Genomic DNA, 16,902 nt, shown 5'->3' on the forward strand with positions numbered 1-16,902 from the left:
CTATGACAGGATATTCGCCAGAAATTGCCCGACGGTCTGGGCTTCTGCAGAGAGGCTCGCCCGACCTTCCACCAGTGCGATCTCGGATGCTGGCTGATCGTCGAACCCGTCCGTGAGGCCGAGCTGACGATGTTCGGGAAGCACCGCGTTAGACGGAAGAAGACTGATCCCGAGGCCGGAAGCGACAGCTGCCTGCACGCCCATTAGGCCTTGGCTGGTATAGGCGATCCGCCAACGCCGACCGCTGCGCTCGATGGAGCGGATGGCACGATCCCGGTAGATGCAGCCGACGGGAAATACCGCGAGTGGCACGGGGTCGGCCTCGGCGGAGCGCGTGGCACTTTCTACCCAGATCAATTGTTCTTTCCAGCTGGCAAGACATGCCCCATCTCCGGGCTCGCGCTTGATCAATGCCAGATCAATCTCGCCCGCATCCAGCTGGCGGCGAAGCTCCGTGCTCCAGCCGCTGATTGTATCAAGCCTGATATGGGGTGACGCGGCGGAAAATCCCGACAGCAGGTCAATCAGGCGACGCCCGGCAAAATCCTCCGGCACCCCCAGGCGCACGGTTCGGGGTGCCATAGGTTTCCGCATGACCTCGTTGGCTTCCTCCGCGGTTGCAAGTATCCTGCGCGCATAGCTCAGCAGCAATTCCCCGGCCTCAGTCGTCTCGACAGTCCCGGACGATTTGTTCCGATGCAGCAGCGAGGTGGCCATATTGACCTCCAGCTTTTTGATCTGCTGGCTCACCGTTGATTGCGTCAGGTGCACCCGCTCGGCAGCCTTGGTAAAGCCGCCGCAGTCGACGACGGCGGCGAAGGTTTTCAGGAGGTCCAGATCGAAGCCGAAGCTCATTTGATTTGCCAATGACAGGGATGATAATATTTAATTTCTCAATCTACACTGGTTTTGTCAATCTTGGGAAAAGCTAGGAGAATACATATGACCTTGACCGGACCCAAGCCGAGCTGGCTGACCTTTGATTGTTACGGAACCCTGATCCAGTGGGACGAGGGCCTGTTGGCGGCGATGGATAAGATACTGTCCGCAAAAGGCGGCGATATCGATCAGAAGATTTTCATCGCGGTTTATGACCGGCATGAACATGCGCTGGAAGCGGAGCGCCCTCACCGCACTTTTGCCAATGTCAGCGCCCTGGCGCTGGAACGGGCCATGGTTGAATTCGGCCTTCCGTTCGAGGCTGCGGATGCCGATATCCTGACCTCTTCCATCGGCAAAATGCCACCGTTTCCAGAGGTCGTGGCAACTCTGGAAACGTTGAAGGCTGCCGGTTTCCGCCTGGCGATCATCTCCAACACTGACGACGCCATCATCGCCGGAAATGTCGCCCAGCTGGGCGGTTCCATCGACCGCGTCATCACGGCTGAGCAGGGCGGTGCCTACAAGCCCTCCAGCGAGATTTTTCATCACGCATGGAAAAGCCTTGGCATCGGCATGAACGATCTCGTCCACATCTGCGCCAGTCCGCATCTTGATCTCGCCGCCGCGCGTGAGCTTGGATTTCGCACCGTCTGGGTTGACCGTGGCACGGGCCGCAAACCACTGTCTGATTACAAGCCGAATGCAATCGTCCCGACGCTCGACAAGGTGCCCGCCATCCTTGCTGCGGCAGGCTGGATGTAACCAAGGAGACAAGCATGGCGCATGAACTGAATATTTCCGAGTCCAACCACACTCTCCGGCATAATCTCCCGCTGGACAGCGAAGACATCTGGCAGGCGAGGGTCGATCTTGCTGCCTGCCTGCGCATGGCTGCTCAGCTGGGCCTTGAAGAGGGGATCTGCAACCATTTCTCGGCCGTTGTGCCCGGCCACCCCGATCTCTTTATCGTTAACCGCCTCGGCTGGGCGTTTCAGGAGGCAACTGCTTCATCGCTGCTGATCTGCGATTTCGAAGGCAATGTGGTTGCAGGTGATGGTGTGCCGGAGGCGACGGCCTTCTACATTCATGCGCGGCTACACAAGATGTCACCCCGGGTCGGCGCTGCCTTTCATACCCATATGCCGAATGCGACCGCTCTCAGCATGGTGGAAGGCGAACCCTTGGTCTGGGCAGGCCAGACAGCGCTCAAGTTCTACGGCCGCGTGGCGGTGGACGAGAACTATAACGGTCTCGCGCTCGATGAGAGCGAGGGTGACAGGATCGCTTCCGTCCTCGGCGACAAGGATATCCTGTTCATGAAGAACCATGGCGTCATGGTCTGTGCGCCGAACATCGCCGAAGCCTGGGATGATCTCTACTATCTCGAACGTGCGGCCGAAGTTCAGTTGAAGGCGATGAGTTCAGGTCGCGAGCTCCTGCCAGTTTTGCCAGAAATCGCCTCGCAGGCAGCCAAGCAGATGCGCGAGGGCGACCCGGAAAGCGCCAGGATGCACCTGGCGAGCATCCGTCGGGTACTGGACCGGCAAGCGCCGGACTATCGAGATTGATAATCTATTCGCGCCGTCAGGTACGTCTAGAAATCCTCCTGCCGATCTGAGCGATTTCAGGGGCAGGAGCTTGGTCGATGTGGTTCAAGAGTAACTGCCGGCATGTACTCGCAAGTGAGACGAAAACGAAAGCAAGCGGAGGTAAAGATTGTGGCTGATGCCGACCCTCGCGTTTGGAGTTTGAACAATGAATGACCTGACAAACTGGAATGGTGTACCTGCTCCAGAAAAACTAGCTATGGAGGGGCGTTATGTGCGTCTCGAGCCACTGAACGTCGACACACATGGTGACCAGTTGTTTGATGCCGTCAGTGGGCCGGACGCCGAACGTCTTCACCGCTGGCTTCCAGACAAAGTACCGGAAGACAGGAACGCCTTTCAGAGCTGGTTGGTAGAAAAGGCGGCATCTATCGACCCTCTCTTTTTCGTCGTCATAGACAAGGAAACCGGCAGGGTGGTGGGGCGGCAAGCGTTGATGGATATTAGCACCACACACGGTTGCGCAGAGATTGGCCATATTTTATGGGGCCCAGGAATGGCAGGCACGCGCCTCGCTACTGAAGCTTTCTTTCTGTTCGCGGACTATATATTTCAGCTAGGATATCGTCGTTATCAGTGGCGCTGCAATTCGCGAAATGCGCCCTCGCGGAAGGCGGCCGAACGTTTTGGATACAAATTTGAGGGCGTATTCCGCCAGAACATGGTGGTCAAAGGCGAAAACCGCGATACAGCTTGGTTTTCGATCATTGATTCTGAGTGGGAAGCGTTGCGTCGGGGATATCTCAAATGGCTCGAGCCAGAGAATTTCGAGAAAGGCGGCCACCAGAGAACACCGCTTCGCCAAGCATTTCAGCTGTAGGTGCTAAAGCGCCAGTTTCTTCAGTTCCTCTGCGGGCGCGTCAAACATAATACGGCAGCCGTTCCGCGCGCGGCGTGCTGCTGACCGGCGCTAGCGTTGGCACCGGCGGCGGTGTGTTTCGGTTTTTCTCCGGTGGCCTTTAGCACACTGGCGGTTTCCCGCAGGGCGGCAAGCAGATCGTTCGACTTTAACCAGCTACTCCAAATCGCTACTCGCGAATCAGGTTCTAAAAGGTGACTTGTTCCGATTAAAAAGGAATAATTTGTTCAATGGCTTAGCGCGTTTGTTGCTAAGTGGATTCCGGGGTGCGCCGGCCGGCACTTACGGAGGATGGGACCATCGACACTTAAGGCCAGGAACAACGTGAATCATCAAACGTTTAGGGACAGGTTCACGTAGTCGGCAAGGAGATATCGACATGGCGACCACATCACGCGGCCGGGCGCAGGACAGAGCGAAGGTCGCAGGCGGACAGGATCATGAGGTCCGATACGAAGCGAAGAAGGAAGGCGTCTCGAAAGTTGAAGTGAAAGACACCATCAAAAAGGTCGGCAATAGCCGCAACAAGGTCGAAGCGGATCTAAAAGGTTGATGGATCATATTTTCGATAAAAGCGTCTCGAGTTCTGCGATTGACGCTCGCGCAGGATCCATTCCGACACACGGCGAACGACAACGGGCGGAAGTCGAGATCAGTGTCACGAAGAACGTAGGTTTGCGCGCAAGCGTCGATGTCTCGAGCGGCGGCCTGCTTTCGATCGCCGCTCTCGTCTCCAGCATACTTCTATCGACGGCCGTTCTCGTCCATGTCGCCACGCGCGACGGCCGGTCGAAAAGCCTCTGGCGGTGACGAAGGCTTGCTTGGACGCGATCTTGAAGAGCGCCCTCGGCTTGTCACAGCCTGAAAGCGAGAGCCCTTGTCCGAGAAAACCTTGATCGTCTTCCTGCATGGGATCGGTGCCTCAGGCGCGCAGCTCATGCCACTGGCTTCGTCCTGGCGCACCAGCCTTCCAAACACGCGCTTTGTTGCTCCAGATGCCCCGATGCATCACAGGTACGGACATCAGTGGTTCAGCACGGAGGGCAATCCCCTAGACCCGGACCGTATAGAAAGCGCCCGAGAAGCATTCGACGGACTTATGAACGACGTCGTCCGTCGGGAAGGGTTTACGGACACCCATGATCGGGTCGCCTTTGTCGGCGTTTCGCAAGGCGCCATCGTCGCGCTCGACGCCGTTGCCTCGGGGAGATGGAAGGTCGGCGCAATTGTGGCGTTCTCCGGCCTGCTTCCCCCGCAGCCGGTTTCGCCCGCAAGCAACAGTACGCCGGTGCTTCTGGTGCATGGAGAAAACGACACCACCATCCCTCCCATGGCCGCGCGGCTCGCGGCCGCGCAGATCGCAACAGCCGGCTTCAAAGTCGAGCTCGATGTCGAACGGGGCAGCGGACACACGATTTCCAGCACCGGCGCTAAAAAAGCGGTGTCTTTTCTGCAGAAGACCCTGCTGTAGTCGAAACTCGACAGCGGGCGGATCGTTCTTCTTCCATGACCTACTACCACCAGAAACAGGCGGAGGTAGACCACCCACCGCAGGAGGCGGTTTCATTCACATTCGACCGATTACCGCCGCGCATTTCAGGGAGACCTTCCTAAATGCCAGGTGGAACGACCGCCTTCAGGCTTGGACGATGCCCGGCAAGATGGATCGCAAGCGCATAGAACAATCGCTCGCGATGGAAGCCGACCGGCGGAAACCCAACGAAGAGGAGCGCGGCCGCGACGCTTTCGAGCCGATCCTCAGCCCTTACCTGCAAGCTGCAACTTAAGGCCCGAGTACCACGGTCTTTCAAAGACAATCTCCTGGTCGAGGACTATAGCGCCTTTGTCGGCCCGTAAACCGGTACAGTTCACCGAAGGTGTGTCGGCCGTTGTATCCTTTATGGCCGTGAACTCTTGCGCGATCCGCACAGATGAGCGGTTTCTTGGCGCCTTCTTACTATGGCTCAGGACTTTGCGGTACGGGTGGCAGCCGACATTCGCTTGAAAATAGCCGCGCACTGACGAAATCGACGAACACTCGAACCTTTGGCGATAGATGCCGGCTCGAGGGCCAGATCAGGTTGAACTGGCCGGGGAGATCGAGGTGATCGACCAAAAGCGGCACCAGTTCGCCCGTCTTTAGGGATGCTGCCGCCAGAAAATCGGGCATACAGCCGATGCCCAGGCCGCGCAGCACCGCGCCACGCAAGGCCTCCATGTTGTTGCAGGTCAGGATATGGCGGATCCGGGACTCCGGCTCGTTCGCAGGAAGAACGAGCGGCCACTCCTGAACCTTTCCGCTATTGGGGAAGCGAAATCCGATCCCGACATGGGATAAGAGATCTCGCGGGCATGTCGGTGTCCCCTGTCGCTCCAGATAGGCGGGGGACGCACAAAGGAGCAGCTGGAACGGCCGCAACGCGCGCATCATGATGCGGCTATCGGGCATCTGTCCGCTGCGGATGGCGACATCGACGCCCTCGTCGATCAGATCGACGATGCGGTCGTTGAAATCCAGATCGAGTTCGATCTCCGGGTAAAGCTGCAGGAATTCAGCGAGTACCGGCAAGAGCAGATGATAGGCGACGATTGGAGCACTGACCCTGACGCGTCCGCGCGGGGTTCCCCGGGTTTGCAGGAGCGTCTCCTGGGCATCGTCGAGATCGTCAAGGATGCCACGGCATCGCTCATGAAAGGCCTGACCTTCTTCCGTCAGACGCAGGCTGCGGGTCGAACGTTGCAACAGTCTGATGCCAAGTTGGCTTTCGAGCTTTGTGACGGCTTTGCCAACGGCAGACGGCGACAGGCCGAGCACACGTCCGGCGGCCACGAAGCTCCCGAGATCCGCCGTTCGCACAAAGGCCATCAGACCGGATAGTCGATCCATGGGAAGTGATCCATCAGAGTTCTATTCAAGCGTTATGTTCCGTTATGAATGGAAACGGGCCGGTATTTCTTCATATTCAAGCACAGATATACTGAAATGGAAACAGGCAGCCGTCCTTGCGGCTGTTTTCAGCTTCAGGAGCAATCATGTCCCCGCATTCGAAACCATCTGAGCGAACCTCGAAATGGCTCGCGCTGCTCGCGGTGTGCCTTGCCGCCGCCGCCATGCCTTTGACATTCACAGGCACGGCGGTGGCACTGCCCTCCATTGGCCGGGTGCTGGGTGGCAGCCCCGTTGCTATCGCCTGGGTAACCAACGCCTTCATGCTCACCTTCGGATCGACCCTGATGGCGGCGGGAGCGCTGGCGGACAGCTATGGCCGCAAGCGGATCTTTCTGACCGGGACTGGATTGTTTGCGGTGTTCTCGCTGGCGCTGGTCGCAGCGCCTGACATCCTGCTGTTCGACCTGCTGCGCGCGGCCCAGGGACTTGCGGCGGCAGCGGCCTTTTCGGGTGGAATGGCAGCGCTGGCGCAGGAGTTCGATGGTCCCACACGGCTTCGCGCCTTCAGCATTGTCGGCACCAGTTTCGGCGTCGGTCTGTCGCTCGGCCCGGTCGCGTCAGGCTTGATGATCGAGGCCTTCGGCTGGCGCAGCATCTTTGTGGCTGTGGTGATCCTCGCAGTTCTCGCCTTTGCTCTTGGTTGGTGTATGCTGAAGGAGAGCCGGGATCCGGATGCCCGCGGACTCGACTGGTGCGGTGGGCTGACCTTCACGGCCGCACTCGGTCTCGTCACCTATGGTCTTTTGCTTGCGCCCGATCTCGGCTGGGGCGATGGGAGGGTCGTTGGGCTGCTTATCGGCGCCGCGTTGTTCCTCATCCTGTTTGTCATGATTGAACGTCTGGTCTCCCGACCAATGCTTGACCTCTCCCTGTTTGCCTATCCACGTTTCATTGGCGTCCAATTGCTGGCGGCTGCTCCCGCCTATGGTTTCGTCGTGTTGCTGATCCTACTTCCGGCACGCTTCATCGGCATTGAAGGCATGCACGAAGTTGCGGCGGGCATATTGATGATCGCGCTGTCCGCCCCGCTGCTGATCCTGCCCGTTGCGGCTGGATTGTTGACGCGCTGGTTCCACCCAGCGACGCTATGCGGCACGGGATTGCTGATTTCGGCCGGAGGCCTGTTCTGGCTGGCGCAGATCCCGGTCGGCGCGCCTGTCTGGGCGACAGCCTTGCCGATGCTGGTGATCGGTACTGGCATCAGCCTGCCGTGGGGACTGATGGACGGGCTGGCGGTCAGCGTGGTGCCAAAAGAACGCGCAGGCATGGCGACCGGCATCTTCAGCACCACGCGGGTAGCGGGTGAGGGCGTGGCCCTTGCGGTGGTCGGCGCGATCCTGTCGATGCTGGTGGCGGACAGGATGGCTGGACTGGCGGCGCATGGCGACATCATTATTACCGCCCAGAGGCTCGCCGCCGGTGATGTTCTCATGGCGGCCAGCACCATGCCCGGTGCGGAACCGGGAGTGCTGGTATCGCTTTATTCGGACGCGTTCAGCGACCTTCTTCTGCTTCTGGCTGCCATCACCGTTCTCACGGCGCTCGTGGTGTTCCTGTTTCTGAAGACAGAAGCGCATGACGCGCTCAAACATCAGGTCGATGGTGCGGTGTAGTTGTTACTCAGAAAATCATCGCATCGTCACGCTCGTTTCAGCAGGCAAGCGCACCGCCGATTTCGGCATCAAGGGCAAAGCGGACGACGGAGGCCCCTTCGTCTTCCGCTGTCTCTGTGCGGTAGCGACTATTTCAAAAATCGCAAAAAATTCGAAATTATTCTTGCAATTGTGAGCGTATGCGTATGACGGCAATATCAGCCCGTCAGACGAACACACTCCCGCCTGAAGTTTTCAATGGCGAAATCGCAGGACGCGAGATGACCAAGAACATTTCTTCCATGACACGCAGAGGCGCGCTGCTTTCCGCAGGTGCTGCCGCCGCAGCCGTCGCAATGTCACCCGTTTTCAACTTCGCAGCCAAGGCTGCATCCGCCACCAACTCAATCGAAGGAAACAAGACCATGGCATACGTAAACACTAAGGACGGCGTCGAAATCTTCTACAAGGACTTGGGTCCAAAAGACGCCCAGCCGATCGTCTTCCACCACGGCTGGCCGCTGTCGTCGGACGACTGGGATGCGCAGATGCTGTTCTTCCTCTCCAAGGGGTTTCGCGTTGTCGCCCACGATCGCCGTGGTCACGGTCGTTCCGCTCAGGTCTCGGAAGGTCATGACATGGACCACTACGCCGCCGATGCTTTCGCTGTCGTAGAAGCGCTCGACCTGAAGAATGCCGTGCATATCGGCCACTCCACAGGCGGCGGGGAAGTCGCCCGCTACGTCGCCAAGCATGGCGAGCCTTCCGGTCGTGTTGCCAAGGCCGTTCTTGTCTCGGCCGTTCCCCCGCTGATGCTGAAGACGGCTTCCAACCCGGAAGGCCTGCCGATTGAAGTGTTTGACGGATTCCGTTCCGCACTCGCAGCAAACCGCGCCCAATTCTTCCGCGACGTGCCCGCTGGTCCTTTCTACGGGTTCAACCGTGAGGACGCCACGGTGCAGGAAGGCGTGATCCAGAATTGGTGGCGTCAGGGCATGATGGGCGGCGCAAAAGCTCATTACGATGGCATCAAGGCTTTTTCTGAAACCGATCAGACGGATGACCTAAAGGCAATCACTGTTCCTACGCTGGTGTTGCATGGCGAGGACGACCAGATCGTACCGATTGTGGATTCGGCGCTGAAGTCAGCGAAGCTTTTGAAAAACAGCACGCTCAAGACCTATCCGGGCTTCTCGCACGGCATGCTTACCGTCAATGCCGATGTCCTCAACGCCGATCTGCTGGCCTTCGTACAGGCTTGATCGGCACAGGCGACGGGTGCTGCCTCCCAAGCATCCGTCGCCGATCGAACCACAAGATTTATATGCGCTTACAGCGCTTCTCCGCCAGCCTATGGAACCCATTATGACAAACCCTCAATCTGCCAAGAAGGTCGCTAACCTCGGTGTCGCGTGGGAACGTGCATTCGGTTACGTGCAGGCCGTACAGGTCAAGGACACGATCTACATTTCGGGGCAGTTGAGCCACGATTCCGAAGGCAAGCTTATCGCCCCGGCCACACTCGACGAAAATGGTCGACCAGCCGATTTCTCGCAGATGGAAGCGCAGATCCGTCAGACCTATGTCAACACCAAGACGCTTCTTGCCGAATATGGAGCGACGCTCGACGATGTCGTTGAAGAAACTCTTTTCGTTCTCGATGTCCCGAGCGCATTCGCAGCCGGGTCCAAGGTCCGCAAGGAAATGTATGGAAGGGACATTCCTCCGGTCGCCAGCAACCTGATCGGGATAACTGCGCTAGCTTTTCCGGAACAGATCGTGGAGATCACTTTTCGCGCGGTGATCGACGGTTCCGTGAACTGATCCGATAGCCGTAATATCATAGCCCGCCGGATCCAACGTGCTCTGGCGGTATCCTCGTTGTATCAGGTAACACGATGCTCAAGACACCCACACATAAGTCACGTGCGCCTGTCGCCATGCAGCTAACCACTGACCTTGTTGCGAGAACGCTCAGGGTTGTCGACGACGAAGGCCCGGAACCCAACTGGACCCCGATCTCATCCCGGCAACTCGATGAACTCGTCAGCAGGGTAGAGAAGGAGGCTGGTGATGAGGAGATTTGGGTGTTCGCTTACGGATCCCTGATGTGGAATCCGGGGTTCGACGTGTCCGCCAGCGAGGAAGCGGTTGCCCACGGATGGCACCGTGCATTCTCATTGAGGATAGAACGTCTGAGGGCCACCTCGGATGCGCCGGGCCTCATGCTGGCGCTTCGGTCGGGAGGGAGTTGTAAGGGCCTCATCCTCAAACTTCCGTGTGCGACCAAGAGGCAGGATCTTCGCACTCTTCTTGCGCGCGAGATCCGATATTCGGAGGTGTGCGATATGGTTCGATGGGTCACAGTCAAGACTTCTACGGGCACACGTCGCGCCCTGACTTTCTGGGCAAGCGCGAACCAATCCCAACTCACAGAGAAAATCTCGCTTGATGATGCCGCTGTGCTGATCGCGCAGGCCTGCGGACCTGCCGGATCATGCGCGGAATATCTACATCGGACGGTGTCGGATCTGGTGGATCGCAACATCCACGATCGAAACTTGTGGCAGCTTCAGGAAATGGTTGCCAGCAAGCTTCTCGCGATACCTGAAGACTGAGGTCAGTCCTCAGACCGTGTCAGTCCAGCATCACCATATGAGCCGCAACCTGTTCCTCGAAGAATTTCGAGAATGATGCGATCCGGGGAGGGAGCGCCTGATAGGGCGGATAGAACAAGGTCAGCCAGAGATCCGGTGGTGACCATCCTTTAAAGACATGGACGAGGCGACCGCTCCTGATGTGATCGGCAATGTTGAACCCCGGCAGCAATGCAACGCCTGCGCCATCGGCAGCCATGTCTGCCAGAACCTCGCCACTGTTGGCACTGAATGCCCGGCCCGCAGAGATGGTCATGCTCGCGCCACCGTCCGACAACACCCAGTTCTCGCGACGGCTTTCACCGCTATAGGCGAGGCAGTCATCCGGGTTCAGTTCGTTCGGGTGCCCCATGGCGGCAAAGCGGCTGCCAGGTGCCGCTACAAGAATTCGCGGCACCACCCGGATCTTCCGCCAGATCGTGAACTTGTCGGAGGGCTGCGACGAAATCCGGATTGCCAGATCGTAATCGTCGTCGACGATGTTCACCAGTCCATCAGATAAAGAGATCTCGAAGCCAATTTTCGGATATCGCTCCTTGAACCCCGACAGGATCGGCGGCAACACGGTCTTGCCGAACCATGTCGGCGCGCTAATCCGCAGGCGCCCTTCGTCGGCCTTGTTGGCATTCATCACCTCGCGTCGCGCATCCTCCAGCGTTTTCATCGCCGGCTGAATTTGCGCAGCGAAGACTGCGCCGTCTGTCGTCAGTGACACCTGCCGCGTAGTGCGCACGAAGAGTTGCACCCCGAGTTCCACCTCAAGTGCGGAGATAGCACGGGTGACGGCGGCAGGTGTCATGTCCAGTTCGCGGGCGACCTGGGCAAAATTCCGCTTTTCTGCGGCGAGAAGGAAGGTCCGAAGTGCCTTGTAGTTGTTCATGCCATTGTTTCAATAATTGCAATTCAGTCAAAAGGAATATTGCAATTCCGCCTCACGATCAACAGGCGTAATTTTACCCCAGAACATAAACATCAGCGCCATTGGAAAGGCACCGCCATGATTAAGGATATTAAGGGACTGCATCACGTAACCTCGATGGCGTCGGATGCGCGGCAGAACAACCGCTTCTTCACGGAAACGCTTGGCCTGCGTCGCGTCAAGCAGACAGTCAACTTCGACGACCCGAGCGTCTATCATCTGTATTACGGTGATGAGAATGGTTCTGCCGGGACGGTCATGACCTACTTCCCGTTCCAGAATATGATGCTGGGTCGTCCCGGTGTGGGCGAGGTCGGCGAGACACAGTTTTCGGTGCCGAAGGGTGCGCTAAAATTCTGGCAGGATCGCTTCAATGAGCAGGGAGTTGATGGTCTGGAGACGGATACCATCTTCGGCGCCAACCGTCTTCGCTTCATGGGGCCCGATGGAGATGGTCTTGCACTGATCGAATCTGCTGACGACACTCGCGCGCCGTGGCTCGCCGACGGAATTCCCGGCGATGCAGCGATACGCGGTTTTGCCGGCGCCCGCTTTAGCCTGCACGATATCGCTGCGACCGAAGAGCTGCTTGGCTTCATGGGCTATCAGCGTTTCGAAAAGCAAGGCGATGTCACCCGTTTCATCATTCCGGGCGGCAATGGCGCTGATACGATCGATCTCGCCGAGTTGCCAAAGACTGCCTTCGCTCGCCAAGGCGCAGGATCGGTCCACCATATCGCCTTTGCCGTCGATAACCGTGAGAAGCAGCTTGAGGTACGCAAGGCTTTGATGGACACTGGGTATCAGGTAACTCCGGTCATCGACCGCGATTACTTCTGGGCTATCTACTTTCGCACGCCGGGCGGCGTCCTGTTCGAAGTCGCCACAAACGAGCCCGGCTTCAATCGCGATGAAGACACTGCGCATCTGGGAGAAGCACTGAAGCTGCCGAGCCGATACGAGGAATTCCGGGACCAGATCCAGGCCAACCTCGTGCCGCTGGCTGCTTGACAAAGCCAGTCAAACTTGGCCCCCGCAAGGGATTGCTCGAGTTCGAGACAACTGCTTGCGCGAGTTTCGATGCAGAAACGTGGATCAATTGAGGCCACTCGTGGGCGCCTGCCCACGAGTGGCAAACGTCGCGTGGAGGTTGTAGGCGCCTTTGCGAATGCGATTCTAATCCCCCGGTTACCGGAGTTTTACACGCTTTACCCGGAAATCGAGTTGCATCTCGGTGTAACGGAACGCCAGGCAGACATTGCCGAAGAGGGGATAGACTGCGTCATACGGGCCGGCGATCTACCCGGTCGATCTATTGTTGCGCGGAAATTATGCGGCGTTGAAATCATCACTTGCGCGACGCCGGGATACCTCAAGCAACATGACTTGCCTGCTTCTCCCTCGCATCTGGAGCATGTTCATTTTTTGTCGCGCGCAGTCTGAAGCGGACACCCGTTCGCCTGATGAAAGGCGACGGAAAATAGAGATCTATAGCCCGATCAAGCTATCCGCCAGTGACGCAACGGCGCATCGGCAAGGGATATTGGCTGGGCTGGGCATAGGACAGACGTTTGAATTCCTGGCACGACCCTACATCGCCCGGGGCGACCTGGTTGCGATCCTGAACGACTGGGCTGCGCCACGTTATCCTGTTCACATCGTCAGGCCAGCGGGCCGGTTTCCAAACGTAAAATACCAGGTCTTCGCAGACTGGGTCGCGGGCGTGTTTTCCCATTACGACGATGGTTCAAGCACCTCTACGGGTCTACCCAAGTTCATGGATGCTACTCCATAATCACAGGCTTCCCCAATCTCTTGTTTGAATCTATTCCCCGCCGATGTGTGCGATTTTTTGAAAGAGCGCGCCAGGGAAGGGATCTCTGTCTCCTGGTGTAGGAACGCAGCCCGGGTGTATGTCGACCTTTGGTGTGGAATTAATTTTGTTGAGGGTAATCAGCAGGCTGCGTGAACGTGGTCCTGCGAATGGCTGCCAAGCTGCCTGCCTGAATGACATTTCCCCGAGAAAATCTATCCAACGACTGGCGGTTTCTTCAGGGCGCGAGCGACACGCATATCACGTCCAATCCAGAGCCTATTGTTGCGTTTAAGTCAATTCATTCGCAATTAATATTGCAATTTTGCGAAAGCATTTATCGCGCTAGTTTTTCTGTCAGCAGCCGAAGCCGGAAACAACCGGACCGCCAATCGGCTCTCCAAGACGCGCTCATAGCCACCCGCATTCGCGGTCCAAACAAACGAAAAGGAAAGTACCATGTCCAAGCTCGAAGTCCTGACCCCTGCAAACAGCCAGCTCATCTTCATCGACCAGCAGCCGCAGATGGCTTTCGGTGTCCAGTCGATCGACCGCCAGACGCTGAAGAACAATGTTGTGGGTCTCGCCAAGGCTGCCAAGATTTTCAACATCCCGACGACCATCACCACTGTCGAAACGGACTCCTTTTCTGGCAACACGTTTCCAGAACTGCTTGCTGTCTATCCGGAGAACGATATTCTCGAGCGCACCTCAATGAACTCCTGGGACGATCAGAACGTTCGTGACGCGCTTGCGAAAAATGCCGCCAGCGGTCGCAAGAAGATCGTCGTATCCGGCCTGTGGACGGAAGTTTGCAACACGACCTTCGCGCTTTCCGCCCTCCATGATGTTCCCGACTACGAAATCTACATGGTCGCCGATGCTTCCGGCGGCACGACTTCAGACGCGCATAAATATGCGATGGACCGCATGGTTCAGGCCGGTGTCATTCCGGTCACCTGGCAGCAGGTTTTGCTCGAGTGGCAGCGTGACTGGGCGCACAAGGAAACCTATGCCGCCGTCACCACTCTGGTGAAGGAGCATTCCGGGGCCTATGGCATGGGCATCGACTATGCCGTCACCCACGTTCACAAGGGCGCAGAGCGCGTCACCCATGGCAAGCGGATCGGTCCGAACCCCGCCAAGTAAGATGCCGGTCAGACCACTCCGGCTAACCTTGTCGGAGTGGTTTTCTCTTTCCCCAGAGGAGCTCTCCCATGAAAATCTACCTCCTGTCTCTCGGCGCTGGCCTTCTCGTCGGCATCATCTACAGCCTCCTGAACGTCCGCTCGCCCGCTCCGCCGGTGATTGCACTCGTCGGTCTTCTTGGCATCCTTGTCGGTGAACAGGTCATCCCGCTGGCCAAATCGCTCTGGAGCAAAGAGCCGGCAGCTGTCTCATGGCTGCATCAGATCAAGCCGCACATGTTCGGTCACATGCCGAAGGGCGCCGATGATGTGAAAGTCGCCCATCGTGACGAAACCAGCCCGGAGAACAGAGGCTGATGACGACACGCCGAACCTTCCCTGGAGGCGCGTCGAGCCTGGCGTTTTCGAACCTCTTGGCAACGGCCAATGCCGCCGATCCCAAACAGACCGGAGTAGATACGATGCATCCCGACCTTATCCTTCACAACGGCCGCTTCACCACGCTTGATCGGAGCAATCCGAACGCGACAGCAGTCGCCATCAAAGACGGCCTGTTTCAAGAGGTCGGTGCGGACAGCGAGATCATGTCGCTTGCTGGACCCGAGACAAAGATTGTCGACCTCAAGGGTAAGCGGGTTCTTCCGGGATTGATCGATAACCACACCCATGTCGTCCGCGGCGGTCTGAACTACAATATGGAACTGCGCTGGGATGGTGTGCGCTCGCTTGCCGATGCGATGGACATGCTGAAGCGCCAGGTGGCGATCACGCCGGCTCCGCAATGGGTTCGCGTCGTCGGCGGTTTCACCGAGCATCAGTTCGCAGAAAAACGCCTGCCGACAATCGAGGAGATCAATGCGGTCGCCCCCGACACGCCGGTCTTCCTGCTGCATCTCTATGACCGCGCTTTGCTCAATGGTGCAGCCCTTCGTGCCGTTGGCTATAACAGAGATACACCGAACCCACCGGGCGGAGAGATCACCCGCGACGCCAATGGCAACCCGACCGGCATGCTTCTCGCCAAGCCGAACGCTGGCATTCTCTATTCGACCCTCGCCAAGGGACCAAAACTGCCCCTCGATTATCAGGTCAATTCCACCCGCCACTTCATGCGCGAACTGAACCGTCTCGGCGTGACGGGTGTGATTGATGCAGGCGGTGGCTTCCAGAACTACCCTGATGACTACGAGGTGATCCAGAAACTCTCCGACGAAAACCAGATGACGGTGCGTCTGGCCTATAACCTGTTCACGCAGAAGCCGAAGGAAGAGAAGGAAGACTTCCTCAACTGGACTCAGTCGGTCAAATACAAGCAGGGAAACGACTACTTCCGCCACAACGGCGCCGGAGAGATGCTGGTCTTCTCTGCCGCCGACTTCGAGGACTTCCGCCAGCCGCGTCCGGAAATGGCGCCGGAGATGGAAGGCGAACTCGAAGAAGTGGTGCGGGTGCTTGCCGAGAACCGCTGGCCCTGGCGCATGCACGCCACCTATGACGAGACGATCTCCCGTTCGCTTGATGTCTTCGAGAAGGTGAACAAGGACATTCCGCTTGAAGGTTTGAACTGGTTCTTCGACCATGCCGAGACTATCTCGGATCGTTCGATCGATCGCATCGCGGCGCTTGGTGGGGGTATCGCAACCCAGCACCGCATGGCCTATCAGGGCGAATACTTCGTCGAGCGCTACGGCCATGGCGTGGCAGAGGCGACGCCCCCAATCAGAAAAATGCTCGACAAGGGCGTCAACGTCTCGGCGGGCACCGATGCGACCCGTGTTGCTTCCTATAATCCATGGGTATCGCTCTCCTGGATGGTGACGGGCAAGACCGTCGGTGGCATGCAGCTCTACCCGCGGGCCAACTGCCTCGACCGCGAAACCGCACTGCGCATGTGGACCGAAAAAGTTACGTGGTTCTCCAACGAGGAAGGCAAGAAGGGCCGTATCGAAAAGGGTCAGTTCGCCGATCTGGTCGTACCCGACAAGGACTTCTTCGCCTGCGCCGAGGACGAGATCTCGTTCCTCGTCTCGGAACTCACCATGGTCGGCGGCAAGATCGTCTACGGTGCGGGTGACTTCAGTGCACTGGACGAAAACGACATTCCCCCGGCCATGCCGGACTGGTCTCCGGTGCGCAAGTTCGGCGGTTATGCGGCCTGGGGTGAGCCCAATGGTGCAGGCGCCCGCTCGCTGCGCCGCACGGCCATCTCGACCTGCGGCTGTGCCAGCGATTGCGGCGTGCATGGCCATGACCATGCCGGTGCATGGACATCGAAACTGCCAATCGCCGACCTCAAGGGCTTTTTCGGCGCTCTCGGCTGCTCCTGCTGGGCGGTTTGAAGCAAGCAAGACTGAACGGACCGGATGCTCTCGGTCCGTTCAATCGACACCACGATCCGTCGGGATGCTGGCTGTGTGTCCCAACTATCTCTTCACCTTTTACCGTCAGTCCACCAGGGTGATCGGTCCAGTCCGG

The 16,902-nt window shown here is 58.1% G+C and carries 18 protein-coding genes and 1 pseudogene; 16 read left to right on the forward strand and 3 right to left on the reverse strand.

The genetic code is table 11. The features are described 5' to 3' along the window. Window positions 1-855 (reverse strand): LysR substrate-binding domain-containing protein, encoded by an 855-nt coding sequence (locus BJF91_RS24030; protein WP_075617082.1) that lies wholly within the window; start codon window positions 853-855, stop codon window positions 1-3. Between the two features lie 87 nt (window positions 856-942). On the opposite strand from BJF91_RS24030, the gene BJF91_RS24035 reads away from it, so the two are divergent. The 7 genes from BJF91_RS24035 to BJF91_RS25525 all read left to right on the forward strand — a co-directional run bounded on the left by BJF91_RS24035 (window position 943) and on the right by BJF91_RS25525 (window position 5,135). Beyond that, window positions 943-1,644 carry a haloacid dehalogenase type II gene (locus BJF91_RS24035; protein ID WP_075617083.1) on the forward strand — a complete coding sequence of 234 codons (702 nt, stop codon included), beginning with the start codon at window positions 943-945 and terminating at the stop codon, window positions 1,642-1,644. Window positions 1,645-1,658: 14 nt separating this feature from the next. Then, window positions 1,659-2,450, forward strand: coding sequence for an aldolase (locus BJF91_RS24040; protein WP_075617084.1), 792 nt, complete (start codon window positions 1,659-1,661; stop codon window positions 2,448-2,450). Window positions 2,451-2,637: 187 nt separating this feature from the next. Continuing rightward, window positions 2,638-3,309 (forward strand): GNAT family N-acetyltransferase, encoded by a 672-nt coding sequence (locus BJF91_RS24045; RefSeq protein ID WP_075617085.1) that lies wholly within the window; start codon window positions 2,638-2,640, stop codon window positions 3,307-3,309. A gap of 418 nt (window positions 3,310-3,727) precedes the next feature. After that, window positions 3,728-3,901 carry a DUF3606 domain-containing protein gene (locus BJF91_RS24050; RefSeq protein ID WP_075617086.1) on the forward strand — a complete coding sequence of 58 codons (174 nt, stop codon included), beginning with the start codon at window positions 3,728-3,730 and terminating at the stop codon, window positions 3,899-3,901. After that, the gene (locus tag BJF91_RS24055) at window positions 3,901-4,158 is read left to right on the forward strand and encodes a hypothetical protein (RefSeq protein WP_075617087.1); all 258 of its coding nucleotides are present in this window, start codon (window positions 3,901-3,903) and stop codon (window positions 4,156-4,158) included. Before BJF91_RS24050 ends, BJF91_RS24055 begins: the two co-directional genes overlap by 1 nt. Before the next feature lie 67 nt (window positions 4,159-4,225). Beyond that, complete coding sequence (locus tag BJF91_RS24060) at window positions 4,226-4,819, forward strand: alpha/beta hydrolase (RefSeq protein ID WP_075617088.1); 594 nt, start codon at window positions 4,226-4,228, stop codon at window positions 4,817-4,819. A gap of 178 nt (window positions 4,820-4,997) precedes the next feature. Then, window positions 4,998-5,135, forward strand: a complete 138-nt coding sequence (locus tag BJF91_RS25525) for a hypothetical protein (protein WP_184412788.1) — start codon at window positions 4,998-5,000, stop codon at window positions 5,133-5,135. A 170-nt stretch (window positions 5,136-5,305) separates the two neighbouring features. Here the strand turns inward: BJF91_RS25525 and BJF91_RS24065 are convergent, their stop codons facing one another. Continuing rightward, window positions 5,306-6,235, reverse strand: a complete 930-nt coding sequence (locus BJF91_RS24065) for a LysR family transcriptional regulator (protein ID WP_075617089.1) — start codon at window positions 6,233-6,235, stop codon at window positions 5,306-5,308. 146 nt (window positions 6,236-6,381) lie between these two features. On the opposite strand from BJF91_RS24065, the gene BJF91_RS24070 reads away from it, so the two are divergent. The 4 genes from BJF91_RS24070 (at window position 6,382) to BJF91_RS24085 (ending at window position 10,508) form a co-directional block, all read left to right on the forward strand. Continuing rightward, window positions 6,382-7,911: an MFS transporter gene (locus BJF91_RS24070; RefSeq protein ID WP_075617090.1), complete on the forward strand. Its 1,530-nt coding sequence runs from the start codon at window positions 6,382-6,384 to the stop codon at window positions 7,909-7,911. 260 nt (window positions 7,912-8,171) lie between these two features. Then, a complete protein-coding gene (locus BJF91_RS24075) occupies window positions 8,172-9,152 on the forward strand; it encodes an alpha/beta fold hydrolase (protein ID WP_075617164.1) in 981 nt (326 codons plus the stop codon). 103 nt (window positions 9,153-9,255) lie between these two features. Beyond that, entirely contained in the window at window positions 9,256-9,714 is a 459-nt protein-coding gene (locus BJF91_RS24080) for a RidA family protein (RefSeq protein ID WP_075617091.1), read from the forward strand. A 74-nt stretch (window positions 9,715-9,788) separates the two neighbouring features. Next, window positions 9,789-10,508 carry a gamma-glutamylcyclotransferase gene (locus BJF91_RS24085; RefSeq protein ID WP_075617092.1) on the forward strand — a complete coding sequence of 240 codons (720 nt, stop codon included), beginning with the start codon at window positions 9,789-9,791 and terminating at the stop codon, window positions 10,506-10,508. A 19-nt stretch (window positions 10,509-10,527) separates the two neighbouring features. Here the strand turns inward: BJF91_RS24085 and BJF91_RS24090 are convergent, their stop codons facing one another. Then, window positions 10,528-11,427: a LysR family transcriptional regulator gene (locus BJF91_RS24090; protein WP_075617093.1), complete on the reverse strand. Its 900-nt coding sequence runs from the start codon at window positions 11,425-11,427 to the stop codon at window positions 10,528-10,530. Window positions 11,428-11,544: 117 nt separating this feature from the next. Here BJF91_RS24090 and BJF91_RS24095 point away from each other — a divergent pair, with 117 nt between their 5' ends. From BJF91_RS24095 to BJF91_RS24115, 5 genes and pseudogenes are all read left to right on the forward strand, one after another. Continuing rightward, window positions 11,545-12,477: a VOC family protein gene (locus tag BJF91_RS24095; protein ID WP_075617094.1), complete on the forward strand. Its 933-nt coding sequence runs from the start codon at window positions 11,545-11,547 to the stop codon at window positions 12,475-12,477. Between the two features lie 90 nt (window positions 12,478-12,567). Continuing rightward, window positions 12,568-13,261, forward strand: a pseudogene (locus BJF91_RS24100) (LysR substrate-binding domain-containing protein); the annotation flags it as partial. A gap of 477 nt (window positions 13,262-13,738) precedes the next feature. After that, window positions 13,739-14,428: a hydrolase gene (locus BJF91_RS24105; RefSeq protein WP_075617095.1), complete on the forward strand. Its 690-nt coding sequence runs from the start codon at window positions 13,739-13,741 to the stop codon at window positions 14,426-14,428. Between the two features lie 68 nt (window positions 14,429-14,496). Further along, window positions 14,497-14,784 (forward strand): XapX domain-containing protein, encoded by a 288-nt coding sequence (locus BJF91_RS24110; protein WP_075617096.1) that lies wholly within the window; start codon window positions 14,497-14,499, stop codon window positions 14,782-14,784. Next, window positions 14,784-16,766 (forward strand): amidohydrolase, encoded by a 1,983-nt coding sequence (locus BJF91_RS24115; protein WP_075617097.1) that lies wholly within the window; start codon window positions 14,784-14,786, stop codon window positions 16,764-16,766. The genes BJF91_RS24110 and BJF91_RS24115 overlap by 1 nt, the downstream gene beginning before the upstream one ends. The last annotated feature ends 136 nt before the right edge of the window (window positions 16,767-16,902 follow it).

Source organism: Gillisella taibaishanensis (assembly GCF_001938985.1).
In the GTDB taxonomy this organism is placed as follows: domain Bacteria; phylum Pseudomonadota; class Alphaproteobacteria; order Rhizobiales; family Rhizobiaceae; genus Allorhizobium; species Allorhizobium taibaishanense.